Origin of the sequence: Methylobacterium sp. 174MFSha1.1, assembly GCF_900116815.1 — a bacterium.
Classification (GTDB): Bacteria; Pseudomonadota; Alphaproteobacteria; order Rhizobiales; family Beijerinckiaceae; genus Methylobacterium.
The window spans coordinates 258,007-276,226 of sequence record NZ_FPCB01000004.1 but is presented as its reverse complement, the minus strand read 5'-3'; the positions used below and the strand labels follow the sequence as shown (position 1 = coordinate 276,226).

The window sequence follows — 18,220 nt, the reverse complement described above, 5'->3', positions numbered from 1 at the left end:
GGAACCCGGGATCCATAAACGCTGACGATGCAGGATGAAGCGGAACGCGTTCCGTCTCATTCTACCACCTCGGCGTTTATGGATCCCGGGTTCTCGCCTCCGGCGAGCCCCGGGATGACGCGGAGCATTAGAAATACCTTGGTCTGACGGACGAGTCCCGGTCGAACGATCTCCCAGAGGAGAACCACCCGTGAAGCTCTTCATCGCCGCGCTCGGCACCGAGACCAACACCTTCTCGCCGATCCCGACCGGGCGCGCCGCCTTCCTGGACGACCTCTACGTCGAGACCGGCGCCTCGCGCCGCTCGGACCACTGGTTCGCCGGGCCGCTCCGGGTCTGGCGCGAGCTGGGGGAGGCCGCCGGTTACGAGGTGGTGGAGAGTCTGGCCGCCTTCGCGCCACCCGGCGGGCCGACGCGCCAGGACGTCTGGGAGGGCCTGCGCGACCGCATCCTCGCCGACCTCAAGGCGGCCGGTCCGGTCGACATCGCCCTGTTCAACCTCCACGGCGCGATGATCGCCGACCACCAGGACGATTGCGAGGGCGAACTCGTCGCCGCGGCCCGGGCGATCCTCGGGGATGAGGTGACGATCGGCGTCGAGCTCGACCTGCATTGCCACCTGACCGACCGCATCGTCGCGGCCGCCGACGTGCTGCTCACCTACAAGGAATATCCCCATATCGACGTCGACGACCGGGCGCGCGACCTCTTCCGCCTCTGCGTCGACGCGCAGGCCGGCCGGACCCGGCCGGTAATCGCGGTGGCGGATTGCCGGATGCTGGCGGTGTGGCGCACGCCCAACCCGCCGACCCGGGGCTTCGTCGACCGGATGAGCGCGGCGGAGGGGCGGGACGGGATCCTGTCGCTTTCGCTCGCCCACGGCTTTCCCTGGGCCGACATCCCGGATGTCGGCGCCAAGGTCGTGGCGGTCACCGACGGCAATCCGGAACTCGCCGAAGCCACTGCCGAGGCGTTGGCCCGCGAGCTGTGGGACTTACGCGAGGCGACGACCGACCGGCTGCTCACCCTCGACGAGGCGGTACGGGTGGCGCTCAACCCGCCGACGGGCGTGACGGTGCTGGCCGACGTCTCCGACAATGCCGGGGCGGGTGCGGCGAGCGATTCGACCTTCCTGCTGCGCGCCCTCATCGACGCCGGCGCGAAGGCCTGCGCCATCGGCAGCTTCTGGGACCCGGTTGCGGTCCGGCTCTGCCGCGAGGCCGGCGAGGGCGCGCGGCTGCCTCTGCGCATCGGCGGCAAGACCGGTCCGATGTCGGGCGATCCGGTCGATCTCGCGGTGCGCGTCGTCGGCATCGTGCCCGACGCGGTCCAGACCTACGGCAACGGCAAGCAGCCGATGGGCGATTGCGTGATGGTCGAGGCCGGGGGGCTGCACATCGTGCTCAACGCCCTGCGCAGCCAGGTCTTCCAGCCGAGCGTGTTCGAGCAGTTCGGCGTGCGCCTGACCGATTACGCCACGGTATTCGTCAAGTCGGCCCAGCACTTCAATGCCGGCTTCGCCCCGCGGGCCGACCGCATCCTCCACGTCGCCGTGCCGGGCAGCGCCAATCCGGACTTTGCTGCCCTGCACCTGCCGAAGGCCACCCGCCCGCTCTGGCCGATCGTCGCCGATCCGTTCCGACGGGCGGGCTGAGGTTCAAGCCGCGTCGAGCCGGGCGCCCACTCCCTCCGCCTTCAGGGCGGAGACGAGCCTGTCGAGCTGCGCCCGGACATGCGCCCGGATCTCCTCGCCGGACGCGGTCGTGGCGCTCTCCAAGAAGTCGACCATGCGCCGTGCCTGAACCGTCATCGCGTTGACCCTTCTCGAGACTGGAGAAACCGCTACGTCGACGCTACTGTTACAGTACGGAAACGAACCTGTCTCATCACAATGATGCATGCTCAATACATCAAATAAGAGACAAATCCGAACTTCCAGCTTCCACCTCGCAGTGTGGCGGAGGTTTGTTGCGCCAGTATTGCGTGGGTGATCACCGAAAGGACTGGCCGCGCGGCGCGATCCACCCTCCTCCGGATGACGAGCGATGATCTAGGCCGTCAGAGCTTGGTATAGGTGAAGCGGCGCCGAGGCTCCGCGCGGGCGGCGAGCCAGTCGGCCCCGCGGCTCGCGTCGCGGCCGCCGGCCTGCCAGCGGTCGCGGATCGAGGAGGGCGAGAAGTCGAAGCTCTTGGCCGCGAGCTGGTCGGCCTCGGCCCGGTGGACGAGATGCAGCAGCGTGACGGCCGGCCCGTGCGGGTCGATCTGCTGGCGCAAGGCGTATTCCCGCTCCAGCCCGGCGATGGCGCGCCGGCCGGCGCTGGCGAAGATCAGGTCGTTCGCCCGCTCCAGGACCGCGTCGAGGGAGGCCGGGCGGGGCGCCTCGAGGCCGAACAGGTCGAGGGCGATGCAGACGAGGTCCCGCGGCGGCTCGGCGGTAAAGAGCGGGTCGAGCGGCAGGTTGTTGGTGTAGCCGGCGTCGCAGAGCAGGCGGCCCTCCACCTCCACCGGCGCGAAGGCTGGGATGATCGCGGTCGAGGCCAGGACGTGCTCGGGGCGCACGATCTGGTGCGCGGTGTCGAAGTAGACCTCCTCGCCGGTGGTGACGTCGACGCAGCCGATCGTGACGCGGATGTCGCCCCGGTTCAGGCGCTCGAAATCGACGAGCCGCGCGAGGGTGTCGAGCAGGGGCGAATGGTCGAACAACGCCACGTCGTTCGGCATCCAGGGCAGCGCCGACCACAGGCCGGGCAGGCGATGGCGGAAGATGTTCGGGCGTCCCCAGGCCAGGGTCAGGAGCGCGTGCAGGCCATTATAGACTTGGCGCGGCTTGAGCATCTCCGTGGCGCTGGGCGCGGTGTGCTGGGTCGCCTCGTCCCAGAATTGCCGCAGCCGCTCGACCCGGTGCTCGGGCGCGTTGCCGGCGATGATCGCGGCCGTGACCGCGCCGATCGACGCGCCGACGATCCAGCCGGGCTCGATCCCGCTGGCCTGCAGCGCCTCGTAGCCGCCGGCGTGGTAGGCCCCGAGGGCGTTGCCGCCGGCGAGGACCAGGGCGGTGTCGTGGGGCCGTGGGTCCGGGGACGCGGCCGATCGGTCGGGCGAGGAAGTGATCATGCTGTCCGGGATAGAGAAGGCGCTGGGTTCTCCTCTCCCCGCGGGCGGGGAGAGGGCTCCGGCGACCTTGTCGTCGACGGAGCTAGCGGAGGCGTAAGCCGGAGCGAGGGTGAGGGGGCGGTGCCGGAAGAGCCTCATCCGGAAACACCCCCTCACCCTCGCCCTGCGGGCTCGCTTCGCACCCGACAAGGGGTGCGAAGCCCTCTCCCCGCCCGCGGGGAGAGGAGAAACCCGCGCCTCGTCACGGCCCCGGCCAGCCATACGAGTGGGAATGCGGGAACGACCGCCCCGCCGCCTTGACCCAGATCAACTGAACCGTCAGCGCTCCACCGCCAGCAGCCGCCCGCCCTCGTCCATCCGGCAGCGGACCCACTCGCCGTTGGCGAGAGTGCGGCCGGTGACCGCGTGGATGAACCCGAAGTGGCACACGACCAGGGTGTGGGCCCAGTCGGGATCCTCGGCCATCCCGGTGCCGAAGGCGGCGATGCGCGCCGCGAACAGGTGGTCCGGCTCGTGCTCGTCCTCGTCGTCGGCCTCGCGCCACCAGACCTCGTCCAGGTGGCTCATGTCGAGATGGGGCCAGGCGCGGGCGAGGTCGGTCCGGCAGGTGCCGACGTCGCAGCTCGCGCCCCGGCGCTCCCGCACCGCCGGCGTGACCAGGACGGGGAGGTCCAGGCGGGCGGCGACCGGGGCGGCGGTCTGGAGCGCGCGGGTGAGCGGCGAGCACAGGATGCGCCGCAGGCCCTCCCCCGCGAGGGCGCGGGCGGCGGCCTCCGCCTGCTCGTGGCCGAGCGGCGTCAGGGGCGCATCGACGATGCCGGGATCGAGGCCCGTGGCGTGATGGTGAAGGTTGAACTGGCTCTGGCCATGACGAAGCAGGATCATGGGGGAGACATAGGGCACAGGTTCAGCTTGGGCTCGCGACGCGCAGCCGCGCCGCGAGGTGCCGGCGGTAGCGCCCGACCTCGCCGTCGAGCCGCGCCCGCTCCTCGGGCTCGGCGGAATGACCCGCCATCGTCGCGGCGCCGAGCTGGAAGGCGGCGTAGGCGATCTCCAGCCAGGCGATCAGGTCCGGATCCGGCTCGCGGCCGATCCGCCGGGCGACGACCGCGCGCAAACGCTGCCCCGCCGCGCCCACGAGCCCGAGCTCGATCGCGGCCCCGGCGAGGTCCCAGGCGATGTCCTGGCAGCCGACGAGGTCGTGGGCGGCGTGGTGGTCGACCGCGTCGGTCTTCAGGATCGTGCCGTCCGGTTGCACGAGCCATTCCCAGGGGTGCAGCCGGTTGTCGGTCTCGACCGGGCGCAGCCCCGCGCCGAGCCGCGGAAGGGCGTCGCGCCAGCCGTCGACGGCCCGGGCCGCCGCTTCGCCGAGCGCCTCGGCGGCGTTGTGGCGGGCCATCTCCCACAGGGCGTCGAGGGAGGCGCCGCGACCGTGGGCGCAGGGGAAAGCCGCGGCGCGAAAGCCGAGATAGTCGCCGACCCGCTCGGCGAGGCGCAGCGGGTCGACGCGGCCGGGCGCGAGCGGCGTCGCCCCCTCCATCCAGCGCTCGACCAGGAAGCCGTGGCAGAACCCGGCCACCTCCGGGGTGAACCCGGCCGCGTGCAAGCCCTGAGCGCGCGCGACCTTCCGCTCGCCCTCCGCCCCGAGGCCGACGAACTTGGCGAGCCAGGTTCCGCCGGCGGTCCGGGCCAGGAACTTGCGGCGCTCCTGCATCGGGTTGGCAGGGGGCCAGGCGGCGCGATCGCCGAACGACCGCGCCCGCCAGGCTCCTCCTGAAATCTCGTCCAGCGGCGCGCTCAAGGGCCCGACGAGCGGGGCGAGCCAGGCCTCCAGACGGTGCTCCGGCCGCCCGGCCCGGAGCACGAGGTCGTCGAAGGTGAGGACGTGGCGCCGGGCCTGCCCGAAGAGCCGGCGCGTCTCCTCGCTCGCGGCGTGCCCCGGCGCCCCGGCATGGCTCGGGAAGAGCGCGACGCGGTCCGCCGCGATCCCCCGTCCCTCCAGTTCGCACAAAACCGCCCCGAAGGAGCTGCCCGAGAGCCCCGGCCCCTCGTCGGCGACGGCGACACCGCCGCCCGCCCCGAACCGGTCGCGCAGGCGCTCCGACAGGCGCAGGACGCGCCGGAACGGATGGCCGACCGGCCGGACGGTCACGAGGTCGGCCGTCCCGAGGCCGGCCGCGACCATCGCGCCGAGGCTCGTCCCGATGCTGCGCAGCCCGATCACCGTCGTGCCGGCCCCTCCCCCGGACGCCGCGGCGGAGGCGGCGTAGGCCTCCGGGTAAACGGCGTAGAAGGCGAAGCCCTCGGGCAGGCGGATCTCCAGCGGGGCGGGGCCGAGCCCGGCGCAGGCCCGGGCGAGCTCGGCCCGGTCGGGAACCGCGTCCACCGCGAAGCCGCTGCGCCACGAGGCCCAGACGGCCTCGGCGAGGCGCACCAGCAGGCCGGTGAGCCGGACCGTCGCGCCCTCGTGCGCGTCCCGGCCGGTCTCCCGGAACGCCGCGTCGGCCACGCCCTGCACGAGTTCGCCCGCCGCGATCAGCGCCGCTACCAGCGCGGCATGCCGCGCGAGGCCGGGCCCGAGCCCGCGCGCAGTCTCCACGGCGTCGAGGAGGCGGGCGACCTCGTCGTCGGGATCGGCCTGGCGTCGAACGTCGCCGTAGACGAGCATGGTCGGAAGATCTCGCAGTCGGGGTCAAAGGGCAGACGCTTCGAATTCCCGGTCAATCGCTTCTCGCCCAGGCTTCCACCTCACAGGGTCATCCCGGGGCCGCGTAGCGGAGCCCAGGATCCAGACACTCAGGTGATGCAGAACGAAGCGGAACGCCGTCCGCCCCCTTTTGCGCGTCCTGCGGTTCTGGATTCCGGGCTTCGCTGCGCGGCCCCGGAATGACGATGGAGGGTGGAAACACGTCTCGACCACCCTGCTGTCGTGTCGTCACGGCGCCGCCGCCCGATCCGGCGCCTCCACCGCCGCCTCGCCCCCCGCCCCCGGGCTCATCAGCCCGCGCAGGGTCGCCGCGAGGTCGGCCATGCCGAGGCCCGCCTTCGGCAGGATGCGGTCGGCCCGGCCGGCGAGGCGGCGGCGGTCCTCCGCGGTGACGTCCTTGGCGGTCAGCACGACGACCGGGATGTCGCGCCAGTCCGGCCGGTCGCGCAAGGCGCGCAGGAAGCCGAAGCCGTCGAGCTCCGGCATCATCAGGTCGAGGAGGATCAGGCCGGGTTTCCGCACGCCGACCGCCTCGAGGCCGGCGAGCCCGTTCTCGGCGCTCGCCACCCGCCAGCCCTCGCGGGTCAGCATGGTGGTCATGCGCTCGCGCACGTCCGGGTCGTCGTCGACCACCAGGACCGGGCCCTCGTGGATGGCGGGCCGGAAGCGCTCCATCGCCTCCTTGAGTGCCCCCCACTCGACCGGCTTGTGCAGGTAGTCGGTGGCGCCCAGCGAGAAGGCGAGGTTCTGCTCGTCGAGCACCGTGACCATGATCACCGGCGTCGCGCCGAAATCCGGGTCGGCGCGCAGGGCCCGCAGCACCGCCCAGCCGTCCATCCGCGGCATCGTCACGTCGAGGAGGACGACGCGGGGGCGCAGGCGCCGCGCCTCCTCCAGCCCCGCGCGGCCGTCCGGGGCGGTCGCGACCGTGAACCCGTCGCGACGCAGGAAGCGGGCGAGGAGGTCGCGGGTCGCCGGATCGTCGTCGATGACGAGGACGAGGTTCGAGCCCGGATCGGGCCGGGCCGCGACGGCGGCCGGCGCCTCGGGCAGGCGTTCGCCGGCGGGCTCGGCCGGATCGCGCTCCTCGTAGAGCGCCGGCAGGTCCAGGGTGAAGGTGGTGCCCTCAGCCAGCCGGCTCGCCACGGTGATCTCGCCGCCGAGCATGTGGGCGAAGGCCCGGGTGATGGCCAGCCCGAGCCCGGTGCCGCCGAAGCGGCGGGTGGTCGAGGCGTCGGCCTGGGTGAAGCGCTGGAACAGCCGGGCCTGCTGCTCCTCGCTCATGCCGATGCCGGTATCGACGACAGTGAAGACCAGCCGGTCGCCGCCCTCCCGGTGCTCGCGTGCGGCCGTCAGCGTGATGGTGCCGCCCTCCGTGAACTTCGCGGCGTTGCTCAGGAGGTTGATCAGGCACTGCCGCAGCTTCGTCGCGTCGGTATGCGCCCGCCCGAGGTGATCGCCGAGGGCCAGGGTCAGGGTGTTGCCCTTCTTCTCCACCAGGGCGTCCACGGTGGTGGCGACCTCCCGGACGGTGTCGGCGACGTCGAGATCCTCGGCATAGACCTCCATCCGCTCGGCCTCGATCTTCGAGAGGTCGAGCACGTCGTTGATCAGGCCGAGGAGGTGGCGGGCATTCGCCTCGATCTTGCGCATGTCGGCGAGCAGGCTCTCCTCGCCGAGATCCTCCATCTCCTCCTGCAGCATCTCCGCGTAGCCGATCACCGCCGAGAGCGGCGTGCGCAATTCATGGCTCATGTTGGCGAGGAACTGGCTCTTGGCGCGGTTGGCTTCCTCCGCCGCCTCCTTGGCGGCCTCCAGCGCCAGTTCGGCTTCCTTGCGGGCGGTGACGTCCGCATGCGCCCCGACCCATTCGCGCACCCGCCCGTCCTCCTCCAGGATCGGGACGGCGCGGCCCTCCATGTGGCGCCACACTCCGTCGTGGCGGCGCAGCCGGTGCTCGATGGCGTAGAGCGTGCGCGAGGCGACCGCCCGCTCCCAGGCGTCCCGCGTCGCCTCCCGGTCGTCGGGATGGACCGCCTCCAGGAAGCCCTGGCCGGCGGCCTCGGCGGGCGCCTGGCCGGTGAAGCGGGTCCATTCCGAGGCGGCCTGCCGGAAGGCGCCGTCCGGCGTGGTGGTCCAGACGATGGCCGAGGTCGCCTCGGTGAGGGAGCGGAACCGCTCCTCGCTGTCGACGAGGCGGCGCTCGGCGATTTTCCCTAAGGTCACGTCGGCCATGACGATGCCGACGCCGTCGGCCCGCTCGGCCTCGGGGCCGCGGCCGCGCCGGCGCAGGGGGAAGAAGCTCGCCTCGAAGTGCCGGGTCCCGCCCGGCGCGCTCGGGGCCGGCACCGCGACCGCGACGTTGGCGGTGACGAGCCCGCTGTCGCGCGCCGCCGCGAGCTTCGGCCCGAGCGCGTCGCGCAGCGAGGGCAGCAGCGCCCAGATCGGTGCGCCGAGATCGGCGCCGAAGCCGCGCTCGCTCATGTTGCCGAGCGCCCGGTTCATGTGCCGGAGGTTGAGGTCGCGGTCGAGGAAGCCGAGGCCGACGGGGGCGTTCTCCAGGACGCTCTCCAGGAGGTCGGCCATGCGCTGGCTCTCGCGGCGGCGCACCAGGGCGAGGCGCGCCAGCAACCCGACCGCCGCCAGGGCGGCGGCGAGCGTGACGAGGGGCAGGAGCGGGGTGCGAAAGGCATCGGCCGCGGCGAGGCGGCGCAGGTCGCCCGCGGCCCGGTCCTGGACCTCCCGCGTCACGTCGCGCACGGCGTCCATGGTGCGCTTGCCCTCCCCGGTCTGGATCAGTGCGAGCGCAGCCTCCTGGCCGCCGGCCCGGCGCGCGGCGACGACCCGGGCGGCGTAATCCGTCTCGGCCGCGATCACGCCCCGGCGTCGCTCGCGCAATCCCCGGTCGGGGGTGACGCCGTCGAGGGCGGCGAGCTCGCCGTCGATCCGGGCCAAAGCCGCCGTATAGGGATCGAGGTAATCCTCGCGGCCGGTCAGGACGAAGCCCCGCTGGCCGGTCTCGAGATCCTTCAGGCTCGACAGCACCCGCTCGCTCAGCGCCATGACGCGCCCGAGCCGCTCGGCCTCGGCCCGGCTGCGCGCCCCCTCGACGGTGTTCCAGCCGCCCGCCGCCACCGCGACGACGAGGAGGAGGAAGGCCAGGGGCGACCCCGGCAGGCGCCGGCCGGGGGCGAGGAAGCGCCAGCGCTGGGTGGAGGCGGTCTTGCTGCTCATGTCACCTTGCTCTCGCGGCCCCGGCGGCGGCGCGTCCGTCATGAAACGCCCGATCCCCCGCATCGCCCGCCGGGCCGGCGGCCGAATGTTTTGCGACAGGAGCCGGAGCTTGCCCGCGAGCGCAAGGGCGAAAGGGAGCGGGCTCGGCCTCCGACGCGGGGCGGGGTGCGCGAAAGCCGCACAGGGTGAAACATTGCCGCCCCTCGCACGTCACCTCGGGGCCGAGAAACTCAGGGTGAGTATGATGCGACACAAGCCGCTGCGCGAGCAGGTCATCGTGATCACCGGCGCGTCGAGCGGGATCGGGCTCGCCACCGCCCGCATGGCCGCCGAGGGCGGCGCCCGTGTGGTGCTGGCGGCCCGCAGCGGCGACGTGCTCGCGCAGCTGGCCGCGGAGATCGGCGCCCGGGCCGTCGCCGTCACCGCCGATGTCGGAGACCGGGCGCAGGTCGAGGCGGTCGCCGACACGGCGATCGCCACCTTCGGCGGCTTCGACACCTGGGTCAACGTCGCCGGGCTCACCGTCTACGGGCCCTTGCGCGCGATCACCCAGGAGGATCACGAGCGGCTGATCCGCACCAATTTCTGGGGCACGGTGAACGGCTCCCTCGTCGCCGCGGAGCACCTGCGCGAGCGGGGCGGCGCGCTGGTCAATGTCGGCAGCATCGCATCCGACCTCGCCTTCCCGTTCCAGGGACTCTACGCCGCCTCCAAGCACGCGGTGAAGGGGTTCACCGACACGCTGCGCATGGAGCTGATCGCCGAGGGCGCCCCGGTCTCGGTCACCCTGGTGAAGCCCGCCTCCGTCGACACGCCGCTGCCGAACCGGGCCCGCAACTACATGGACCGCCAGCCGACCCTGCCGCCGCCGATCTACCCGCCGCAGGAGGTCGCGAACGCGATCCTGCACGCCGCCGTGCATCCGCAGCGCGACGTCTTCGTCGGCGGCGGCGGCAAGCTGTTCGTGATGGGCAAGGAATTCGCGCCCGGCGCCTATGACGAGCTCGCCCCGGCCATCATCGCCCTGCAGAAGCGCGGCGAGCCGCCCCGCGATCCCGTCGGCGCCCTCCATGCCCCGGTGCGGGCCGGCGAGGAGCGCGGCGACCCGCCGGTCCCGGTGATGCGCACCAGCGCCTACACGCGGGCGACCCTGCACCCGCTGGCGAGCGCCGGCGTCGCCGCGGGGCTGGCCGCGACGGCGGCGGTCGTGATCGGGAGAATGGCGCGGGGCCGGCAGCTGTTATGACGATTTCAGGCAGGCCCTTTGCGCAACTGGCACCCTCCGTGTCATCCCGGGGCTCACCGAAGGTGAGAACCCGGGATCCATAACCGCTGACGATGCAGGATGAAGCGGAACGCTTGTCGCCTCGTTCGGCACCATCAGCGGTTATGGATCCCGGGTTCCGCTTTCGCGGCCCCGGGATGACATCGAGGGTGGAGCTTCAGGCGACACACTCAAGCAGACCCTGAGCGTCTACTTCCCTCTTCCAGGTCCCGCCCCCGCGTCTCCGGCAATAACCACGCCGCCACCGTGCCGATCAGGCTGAAGGCGGCGAGGTAGTAGGCCGGCGCCATCCGGTCGCCGGTGGCCGCGATCAGCCAGTTGATGACGTAGTTGGTGCTGCCGCCGAACACCGAGACCGCGAGCGCATACACGATGGCAAGCCCCGAGCTGCGCACCGCCCGCGGCAGCGATTCCGGGATGCCGACGATGATCGCCGCCGCGTTGATCGAGGACAGGGCCGAGAGCAGGAAGGTCACGGCGTAGACCGCCGCCGGTCCCGGTGCCCGCAGGAGCCAGGCGAAGGCGGGAATTGCCAGGAGCAGGATCAGGGCGCGGGGCCAGATCATCACCGGCCGCCGGCCGTAGCGGTCGGCGAGGAAGCCGCCGAGCAGCGGGAAGGCGACCGAGGCGAGGCCGAGCGCGATCGGCACCGCGGTCGCGGCGGACTCGGATAGTCCCAGAGTCGCGCCGGCATAGACCGGCATGTTGGTGCCGACGGCGTTCGAGACCGTCGAGGCGGCAATGACCAGGAAGGTCAGCCCGAGCAGGCGGCCGTGCTCGCGAAGCAACCGGCCGATCACCGCCCCGGTCGAGGCGGCGGCGTCCGGGTCCTCGGCGGCGCCCGCGGTCTCCGGCAGGTGGCTGCGGATGACGAGGCCGACCGGCACCACCGCGAGGCCGACGAGGAACATCACCCGCCAGCCCCATTCCGCCATCGCGGCGTCGCCGACGACGAGGGCCAGGCTCGTCGCGAGCAGGCCGGCGAACAGGGCCGCGCAGCCCTGGCTGGCGATCTGCCAGCTGGTGACGAAGCCGCGGTGTTCCGGCGGCGCCGCCTCCAGCAGGTAGGCGGTCGAGGGGCCGACCTCGCCGCCCAGCGCCAGGCCCTGGATCAGCCGGCCGGCGATGACGATGGCTTGCGCCCATCCGCCGATCTGCGCGTAGCCCGGGCAGGCGGCGAGCATCAGCATGCCGACCGCCATCAGGGCGATGGTGACGAGCATGGCGGGCTTGCGCCCGGCCCGGTCGGCGAGCGCCCCGATCAGCGCGCCGCCGATCGGCCGCATGACGTAGCCGACGCCGAACAGGGCGAGCGAGGCGAGCAGGCTGTGGCTCGCGTCGGAGGCCGGGAAGAATGCCGCGCCGATCGCCTTGGCGAAGAAGGCGTAGACGGTGAAGTCGTAGAATTCGAGGGCGTTGCCGAGCACCACGGCGCCGACCGCCTTGCGGTCGAGGCCGGGACGGACCGGATTGCGCGCGTCCATGCGGGGGATCAGCGGCCCGGTTCGCGCTTGAGGCCGCCGGTCACGGGCGCGACGCCTGCCGCCACGGCCTCGTCGTAGCCGGACAGCCAGCGCTCCCGCGCCGCGGTGCCCTCGGCATAGGGGCAGGCCTCGCGGGCGAGGCCCTTCTCGGGCGCGGCGCGGCCCAAGGCGTGGGCGTCGAGGTTGTCGGGCGGGGATTGCATCGGCGCGGCCGGGCTCCTGTCGGGCGGTGCGAGAGATTGTGCACGGCCGAGAACCCGAACCGCCGGCGGCGCCGGACGTTCCCGGCGGGCCGCCGATGGATGCGAGCGGCGTGGCGGACCGGGCGGGACGGGCCTATACGACACGCCGCCCGCGCCCCGCAGGAGATGCCGCATTGTCCCACTCCCCGCCCGCTCCGTCGCCGATCGAGGCCGGCTTCAAGCCCGAGCGGCGCGCGGCCTTCCTCGCCGGGTGCCGGCCGGCGACGCGCCGGATCCACGCGCCGATCGTCGACCTCGCCGCCTCGCGCGGCCACCTCAATCCCCGCGGCCTCGGGCGGGCCCGGGCCTTCTCCGATCTCGGCTCGCTCGGGCAGAGCAGCGTCGGCTTCGACAGCCTCGGCGACTACGAGCAGGCCGACGCGGCGGGCCGTGCGGCCTATGGCGGCGCCGAGTACGGCGTCGTCCTTTCGCCGGAGGCCGAGGCGGTCTGCGCGAAGTTCGCGGCACTGCACGGCGGCGGCGGCGCGATCGTCTGCGCGTCGGGCCTCGCGGCGATCGCGATCACGCTCGACGCCTTCGCCCCGAAGGCCGTGCTGATCCCGGATGCCCTGTACTTCCCGGCCTGGCGCTACCTGTCCGAGACCGGCCGTGCCGCGCTCCTCACGTATCCGGCCGGGGCCTCGGGGGAGGAGATCGGGGCCCTCATCCGGGAGGCGGGCCGGCGTTTCGCGCCCACCGACACGATGGTCTATCTCGAGGCGCCGGCGAGCGGCACCTTCGAGATCCCGGACATCGCCGGCATCGTCGCCGAGGCGCGGCGGGCCGGCATCCGCACCGTGATGGACAACACCTGGGCGAGCCACGTGCGCTTCCGGCCGCTCGACCACGGCATCGACCTCGCGATCCAGGCGACGACGAAGTACGAGGGCGGCTACGGCGACACGCCGAGCGGCATCGTGGTGGCGCGCGACGAGGGCGACCTCGCCCGCCTGCGCCGGCAACTCCGGATCAGCGGCCACGGCGCGGTCTCGCCCCAGACCTGCACCCGCCTGCTCCACCGGGTCGACAGCGCACACGAGCGCCTGGACCGGCACGCCGCCACCGCCGCAGGCCTGATGCGGTGGTTCGAGAGCCGGCCCTTCACCGCAGAGATTCTCAGTCCCATCCGCGAGGACAGCCCGTACCACGCCCGCTTCCGGCAGTATTTCGACGCCGGCAACAGCCTGTTCACGATCGCCTTCGACCCGGGCCTATCGGCCGAGCGGGTCCACGCCTTCGTCGACGCGCTGCTGTTGTTTCGGGTCGCCGAGAGCTGGGGCGGCCACGTCTCGCTGGTGCTGCCGGTGCATCCGCGGCGCGCGCCCGAGAGCCTGCCGAAGGGCGTGATGTTCCGGTTCAATGCCGGGCTGGAGGAGGCCGAGGACCTGGTCGAGGACCTCGACCAGGCCTCGCGTGGGACGCTTGGTTGAGAGCCTGTTTGATCGGAGCCCACAGAGTTGACACCCTGCATGTCATTCCGGGGCCGCGCAGCGGAGCCCGGAATGACTCGGAGGGTGCCGATTCTGCAGGGTCCAATTAAACAGTCTCGAAAGACCCTACGGGTAGCCGTAGCGGGCCTTCGCCGCCGCCAGCAGGCGCATCGCCTCGCCGTCCCGGCCGGCCGCGCAGGCGCTCGACGCGTTGGCGAGATCGGCCGAGAAGCGCTTGCCGACCGGGACGTTGAGGTTGCCGGTGGCGACGTCGCTCTCGACGACGGCCTGGGTGCGGGCGATGGCCGGGCCGCAGCCGGTGCCGGCGGGCAGCGCGCCGGCGGGAAGTGCGGCGACCGGGCCGAGCGCGGCCGGCGGCGGGACGGCCGGCTTCGACTGGCAGGCGGTAAGGGCGAGAAGGGCCGCGAGGGCGAGCCCGGGCTTCCGATACGACACGGGGCAGCTCCATCCTGACGTGAGCACGTGCTTGACGTGAGCACTTGCGGCCAAGCTTGTGGCAAGCACCGGCGGGGCGGTCAATCACGGGACGGGCCCACGTCTGCGACGGCTTGTCATCGGGTCCGCAGGCCGGTACACAGGCGTCCCTCGCACCGGGTTCACACCCTTCAGGAGACGCGAGCCGTGGCTCATGCCGGCTCCCCGCTGACGCTTCCGACGACCGCCCTTTCGGCGGCGCGAGCGCGCGCGCTCCTCCTCGGCGGCCTTCTCCTCCTTATCAGCCCCTGAGGGCCGTCCGGGCATGCGCCTGGGCCCTTGGGGGAGCTTGAGGACCGAGACACCGTCCCGCGAGACACCTTCCCGAATGCCGCGCCCGCGCGACCCCTGATCCCGGGCGAACCAGGATTCCAGACCATGACCGACCACACCGCCCGCACCCCCTCCCCGGCCGAGCGCGTGCTGATCTTCGACACCACCCTGCGCGACGGCGAGCAATGCCCCGGCGCCACGATGACCCTGGAGGAGAAGCTGGCGGTGGCCGAGATGCTCGACGCGATGGGCGTCGACATCATCGAGGCCGGCTTCCCGATCGCCTCCAACGGCGATTTCGAGGCGGTGGCCGAGATCGCCCGGCGCTCGAAGTCCGCGGTGATCGCGGGGCTGGCGCGTGCGATTCCCGCCGACATCGCCCGGGCCGGCGAGGCGGTGCGCTTTGCCAAGCGCGGGCGCATCCACACCTTCGTGTCGACCTCGCCGATCCATCTGGCGCACCAGATGCGCAAGACCGAGGACGAGGTCCTGGAGATCATCCTGACCACCGTGGCCCAGGCCCGCGACCTCGTCGAGGACGTCGAGTGGTCGGCGATGGACGCGACCCGCACCCCGATCGACTACCTGTGCCGCTGCGTCGAGGCGGCGATCCGGATGGGCGCCACCACCATCAACCTGCCCGACACGGTCGGCTACGCGACGCCCGAGGAGTACCGGGCGATGTTCCGGGACGTGCGCGAGCGGGTGCCGAACTCCGACAAGGCGGTGTTCTCCGTCCATTGCCACAACGACTTAGGCTTGGCGGTGGCGAACTCTCTGGCCGGCCTCGAGGGCGGCGCGCGCCAGATCGAGTGCACCATCAACGGCATCGGCGAGCGGGCCGGCAACGCCGCGCTGGAGGAGATCGTGATGGCGATCAAGACCCGCGCCGACGTGCTGCCCTACGAGACCTCCATCGACACCACGCAGCTCGTGCGCGCCTCGAAGCTGGTGGCCGGCGCCACCCACTTCCCGGTCCAGTACAACAAGGCGATCGTCGGCCGGAACGCCTTCGCCCACGAGAGCGGCATCCACCAGGACGGGATGCTCAAGAACCAGACCACCTACGAGATCATGACGCCGGAATCGGTCGGCGTGCACAAGACCTCGCTGGTGATGGGCAAGCATTCGGGCCGCGCGGCCTTCCGCTCCAAGCTCGACGACATGGGCTACCGGCTGTCCGACAACCAGTTCCAGGACGCCTTCGAGCGGTTCAAGGCGCTGGCCGACCGCAAGAAGCACGTCTACGACGAGGACATCGAGGCGCTGGTCGACGAGAACCTGGCCACCGCGCACGACCGCATCCGGCTGGTCTCGCTCACCGTGGTCGCCGGCACCCGCGGCCCGCAGCGCGCGACGATGAAGCTCGACATCGAGGGCAAGATCGTCACCGAGGAGGTCGACGGCAACGGCCCGGTCGACGCGGTGTTCAATGCCATCCAGGCGCTGGTGCCGCACGAGGCCTCGCTGGAGCTCTACGACGTCCACGCGGTGACCGGCGGCAGCGACGCCCAGGCCGACGTCTCGGTGCGCCTGCGCCAGGACGACCGCATCGTCACTGCCCGCGGCGCCGATCCGGACACCCTGGTCGCCTCGGCCAAGGCCTATCTCGCCGCGCTGAACAAGCTGATGGCCGGCGCCAGCCGCCTGCACGCCCAGCACGCCGCTGCGGAGTAAAAGGCGCCGGCAAAAAATCGACGGGTCGGCGGCATCGGGGCTGGACAGCCCGCCGCCGGCCCCTTAAACGACCCTCACCGCCGGGGCGGTTTGGTGGCTTCCCCGGAGGCGCTCTTGTGAGAGCGGGCGCATAGCTCAGTTGGTAGAGCAGCTGACTCTTAATCAGCGGGTCCTAGGTTCGAGCCCTAGTGCGCCCACCACAAGATCTCAGGTTACTCTTGCGGTAACTTGAACCGGAAACCCCCGGGGTTGCCGGCACCATAGGAACGGTTGGTGGCCGTTCCCCTTTCGCTCTCGCGAGCGACGGGCGCATAGCTCAGTTGGTAGAGCAGCTGACTCTTAATCAGCGGGTCCTAGGTTCGAGCCCTAGTGCGCCCACCACTCCCCATCCCCGATGAATCCTCAAGCGAAGCGGCGGTTCCGGCGATGCCGCACCGTTCCCTATCGCACATGACCGTGGTGCTCCTGCACGGCCTCGGACGCACGCGGCGCAGCATGGCGCGGCTCGCCTCCCGCCTCGCCGCTTCCGGCCACCGGGTCGAGACCCTCGGTTACCCCTCCCGCCGCCTCGGGCTCGCGGCCTGCGCCGCACACCTTGAGCCCGCGGTCGCGGCGATCCGGGCCCGGGCCGGCGCCCCGATCGTCCTCGTCGGGCATTCCATGGGCGGCCTCGTCGCCCGGCACCTCGCGGCGGCGAACCCCGCCCTGGCGGCCGGACTCGCGATGCTGGGCACGCCGAACCGCGGCAGCGAGGCGGCCGATCGCGTGTCGGCCTTCCGGCTCGGACGCGCCGTGTTCGGCCCGGCGCTCGGCGACCTGCGCACCGACGCGGCCGGGGCGATCCCGGTGCCGGCCTGCCCGATGGCCGCGATCGCCGGCACGCGGGCGCTGATCCCGGTCTTCCGCGGCCGCATCCCGCGGCCGCATGACGGCCTGGTCAGCGTGGAGAGCGCGCGGTTCGGCGCCGGCGAGCGCTGGCACGCCGTCACGGCCCATCACACCTGGCTGATGAACCATCCCGACGCGGTGGCGGCGGTGCTCGACGCCGTGGCGTCCTGGCTGCCTCTGGACGGCCGGGCGGGCTGATTTGGCCCTCGGCGCTTCGTGCGCTCGCGCACATGACGGAGCCCAGGAGCGGGAACGCAGGTCGGCACCGACGATTTTCCGGCGCAGGATCACCCCGTGCCCTTGCACGAGCGCTGCCATGATTATCCGGCCTCTCATCGTCGCTGCCGCTTGGGCAGCTTTCTGCTTCACCGCTCAGCCGCACCGGGAGCAGGTGTCGCCCCAGGATCCGGTGCTCCTCTCCGGCATCGAGGCGGACCTCGCCAGCCGCCGCTGCGACGGCCTGCGGATCGATGCCGAGCATTTCCGGGCCTTCTCGTCGCAGGTCCAGCTCAACCACGCCGACTTCTTCCAGAAGCCCCGTTCCGTTCGCCTCCAGGCCGCTCTCGACGACCTCGACGGCCGCTTGCGGAGCGACAAGCAGGCGGCCTGCGAGGCGATCTGGGTGGCGTATGGGCCGGGGAGCCCATTGCAGTTGCTGCGGCGGGGGTGAGGCGCTGTTCGTTGGCCTCCGGCATTATCCCACCCTCCGCGTCATCCCGGTGCCGCGCAGCGGAACCCGGGATCCATAACCGCCGACGGTTCAGGATGAAGCGGAACGCCCCCCACCTCGTTCTGTGACGTCAGCGGTTATGGATCCCGGGTTCTCGGCGACGCCGAGCCCCGGGATGACCCTGAGCGTGGGGAGCCGCTTCGTCATTCGACGAACGGCCTCCACCATCCAGACATGAGAAAGCCCGGCCTCGTGGCCGGGCTCATCATTCGTCGATCAGCCTGAATGGCTCAGGCGCTGGCCTGGATCCAGCGGAACAGGTCGCCCTTCGGGGCGGCGCCGACCTTCTGGCCGGCGAGCTCGCCGCCCTTGAAGATCATCAGGGTCGGGATCGAGCGGATGCCGTACTGGGAGGCGATGCCCGGGTTCTCGTCCACGTTGACCTTGGCGATCTTCACCCGGCCGTTCATCTCGCTGGAGATCTCCTCCAGGGCCGGGCCGATCGCCCGGCAGGGGCCGCACCACTCGGCCCAGAAATCGACCACGACGGGCTCCGCCGATTGCAGCACGTCCTGCTCGAAGCTCGCGTCGGTCACCTTCACGGTTGCCATCGCCAAATTCCTTTCGTCATGAAGCCGGCCGACGGCGCGGACCGGTTCGCGTGAGGGTGAAGGTAAGAACCGGACCGGGGCCGATCAAGCTTGGCGGGCGCGCCATCCCC

General features: G+C 72.1%; 15 protein-coding genes and 2 tRNA genes. 8 read left to right on the top strand and 9 right to left on the bottom strand.

Features of this window, described 5'->3' with window-relative positions:
* Positions 1-190: 190 nt before the first annotated feature.
* Positions 191-1,654 carry a M81 family metallopeptidase gene (locus BM430_RS01225; protein WP_093564495.1) on the top strand — a complete coding sequence of 488 codons (1,464 nt, stop codon included), beginning with the start codon at positions 191-193 and terminating at the stop codon, positions 1,652-1,654.
* Positions 1,655-1,657: 3 nt separating this feature from the next.
* Here BM430_RS01225 and BM430_RS34460 read toward each other — a convergent pair whose 3' ends face one another.
* From BM430_RS34460 to BM430_RS01205, 5 genes are all read right to left on the bottom strand, one after another.
* Positions 1,658-1,810, bottom strand: a complete 153-nt coding sequence (locus BM430_RS34460) for a hypothetical protein (protein WP_177302881.1) — start codon at positions 1,808-1,810, stop codon at positions 1,658-1,660.
* 248 nt (positions 1,811-2,058) lie between these two features.
* On the bottom strand, positions 2,059-3,114 hold the full coding sequence (locus BM430_RS01220) for a patatin-like phospholipase family protein (protein ID WP_093564493.1): 1,056 nt from the start codon (positions 3,112-3,114) through the stop codon (positions 2,059-2,061).
* Positions 3,115-3,432: 318 nt separating this feature from the next.
* On the bottom strand, positions 3,433-3,999 hold the full coding sequence (locus BM430_RS01215) for a histidine phosphatase family protein (RefSeq protein WP_093564492.1): 567 nt from the start codon (positions 3,997-3,999) through the stop codon (positions 3,433-3,435).
* Positions 4,000-4,021: 22 nt separating this feature from the next.
* Positions 4,022-5,782, bottom strand: a complete 1,761-nt coding sequence (locus BM430_RS01210; protein WP_093564490.1) for a protein kinase family protein — start codon at positions 5,780-5,782, stop codon at positions 4,022-4,024.
* 267 nt (positions 5,783-6,049) lie between these two features.
* Positions 6,050-9,055, bottom strand: a complete 3,006-nt coding sequence (locus BM430_RS01205; RefSeq protein ID WP_093564488.1) for a response regulator — start codon at positions 9,053-9,055, stop codon at positions 6,050-6,052.
* Between the two features lie 244 nt (positions 9,056-9,299).
* Between BM430_RS01205 and BM430_RS01200 the strand changes: the two genes are divergently transcribed.
* Positions 9,300-10,301, top strand: a complete 1,002-nt coding sequence (locus BM430_RS01200) for an SDR family oxidoreductase (RefSeq protein ID WP_093564744.1) — start codon at positions 9,300-9,302, stop codon at positions 10,299-10,301.
* A 209-nt stretch (positions 10,302-10,510) separates the two neighbouring features.
* On the opposite strand, the gene BM430_RS01195 is transcribed toward BM430_RS01200, so the two are convergent.
* Positions 10,511-11,824, bottom strand: a complete 1,314-nt coding sequence (locus BM430_RS01195; RefSeq protein WP_093564486.1) for an MFS transporter — start codon at positions 11,822-11,824, stop codon at positions 10,511-10,513.
* 8 nt (positions 11,825-11,832) lie between these two features.
* Positions 11,833-12,027, bottom strand: a complete 195-nt coding sequence (locus tag BM430_RS01190; protein WP_093564484.1) for a ribosome modulation factor — start codon at positions 12,025-12,027, stop codon at positions 11,833-11,835.
* A 173-nt stretch (positions 12,028-12,200) separates the two neighbouring features.
* Between BM430_RS01190 and BM430_RS01185 the strand changes: the two genes are divergently transcribed.
* Entirely contained in the window at positions 12,201-13,496 is a 1,296-nt protein-coding gene (locus BM430_RS01185) for a trans-sulfuration enzyme family protein (RefSeq protein ID WP_210188392.1), read from the top strand.
* A gap of 126 nt (positions 13,497-13,622) precedes the next feature.
* On the opposite strand, the gene BM430_RS01180 is transcribed toward BM430_RS01185, so the two are convergent.
* Positions 13,623-13,952, bottom strand: coding sequence for a hypothetical protein (locus tag BM430_RS01180; RefSeq protein WP_093564480.1), 330 nt, complete (start codon positions 13,950-13,952; stop codon positions 13,623-13,625).
* A gap of 417 nt (positions 13,953-14,369) precedes the next feature.
* Here BM430_RS01180 and BM430_RS01175 point away from each other — a divergent pair, with 417 nt between their 5' ends.
* From BM430_RS01175 to BM430_RS01155, 5 genes are all read left to right on the top strand, one after another.
* A complete protein-coding gene (locus BM430_RS01175; RefSeq protein ID WP_093564478.1) occupies positions 14,370-15,941 on the top strand; it encodes a 2-isopropylmalate synthase in 1,572 nt (523 codons plus the stop codon).
* A gap of 124 nt (positions 15,942-16,065) precedes the next feature.
* Positions 16,066-16,141: transfer RNA gene (locus tag BM430_RS01170), tRNA-Lys, on the top strand.
* Positions 16,142-16,246: 105 nt separating this feature from the next.
* Positions 16,247-16,322, top strand: a tRNA-Lys gene (locus BM430_RS01165).
* 45 nt (positions 16,323-16,367) lie between these two features.
* Positions 16,368-17,027, top strand: coding sequence for an esterase/lipase family protein (locus tag BM430_RS01160; RefSeq protein ID WP_093564476.1), 660 nt, complete (start codon positions 16,368-16,370; stop codon positions 17,025-17,027).
* Positions 17,028-17,220: 193 nt separating this feature from the next.
* Positions 17,221-17,499, top strand: a complete 279-nt coding sequence (locus BM430_RS01155; protein ID WP_143131911.1) for a hypothetical protein — start codon at positions 17,221-17,223, stop codon at positions 17,497-17,499.
* Positions 17,500-17,789: 290 nt separating this feature from the next.
* Here the strand turns inward: BM430_RS01155 and trxA are convergent, their stop codons facing one another.
* Positions 17,790-18,110: a thioredoxin gene (trxA, locus tag BM430_RS01150; protein WP_093564472.1), complete on the bottom strand. Its 321-nt coding sequence runs from the start codon at positions 18,108-18,110 to the stop codon at positions 17,790-17,792.
* Positions 18,111-18,220: the final 110 nt, after the last annotated feature.

Bases quoted from the DNA above. Each gene is read 5' to 3' on its own strand.
- BM430_RS01210 (WP_093564490.1), bottom strand. From the start codon at position 5,782: ATGCTCGTCTACGGCGACGTTCGACGCCAGGCCGATCCCGACGACGAG.
- BM430_RS01200 (WP_093564744.1), top strand. From the start codon at position 9,300: ATGCGACACAAGCCGCTGCGCGAGCAGGTCATCGTGATCACCGGCGCG.
- BM430_RS34460 (WP_177302881.1), bottom strand. From the start codon at position 1,810: ATGACGGTTCAGGCACGGCGCATGGTCGACTTCTTGGAGAGCGCCACG.
- BM430_RS01175 (WP_093564478.1), top strand. From the start codon at position 14,370: ATGACCGACCACACCGCCCGCACCCCCTCCCCGGCCGAGCGCGTGCTG.
- BM430_RS01220 (WP_093564493.1), bottom strand. From the start codon at position 3,114: ATGATCACTTCCTCGCCCGACCGATCGGCCGCGTCCCCGGACCCACGG.
- BM430_RS01205 (WP_093564488.1), bottom strand. From the start codon at position 9,055: ATGAGCAGCAAGACCGCCTCCACCCAGCGCTGGCGCTTCCTCGCCCCC.
- trxA (WP_093564472.1), bottom strand. From the start codon at position 18,110: ATGGCAACCGTGAAGGTGACCGACGCGAGCTTCGAGCAGGACGTGCTG.
- BM430_RS01195 (WP_093564486.1), bottom strand. From the start codon at position 11,824: ATGGACGCGCGCAATCCGGTCCGTCCCGGCCTCGACCGCAAGGCGGTC.
- BM430_RS01190 (WP_093564484.1), bottom strand. From the start codon at position 12,027: ATGCAATCCCCGCCCGACAACCTCGACGCCCACGCCTTGGGCCGCGCC.
- BM430_RS01215 (WP_093564492.1), bottom strand. From the start codon at position 3,999: ATGATCCTGCTTCGTCATGGCCAGAGCCAGTTCAACCTTCACCATCAC.
- BM430_RS01160 (WP_093564476.1), top strand. From the start codon at position 16,368: ATGCCGCACCGTTCCCTATCGCACATGACCGTGGTGCTCCTGCACGGC.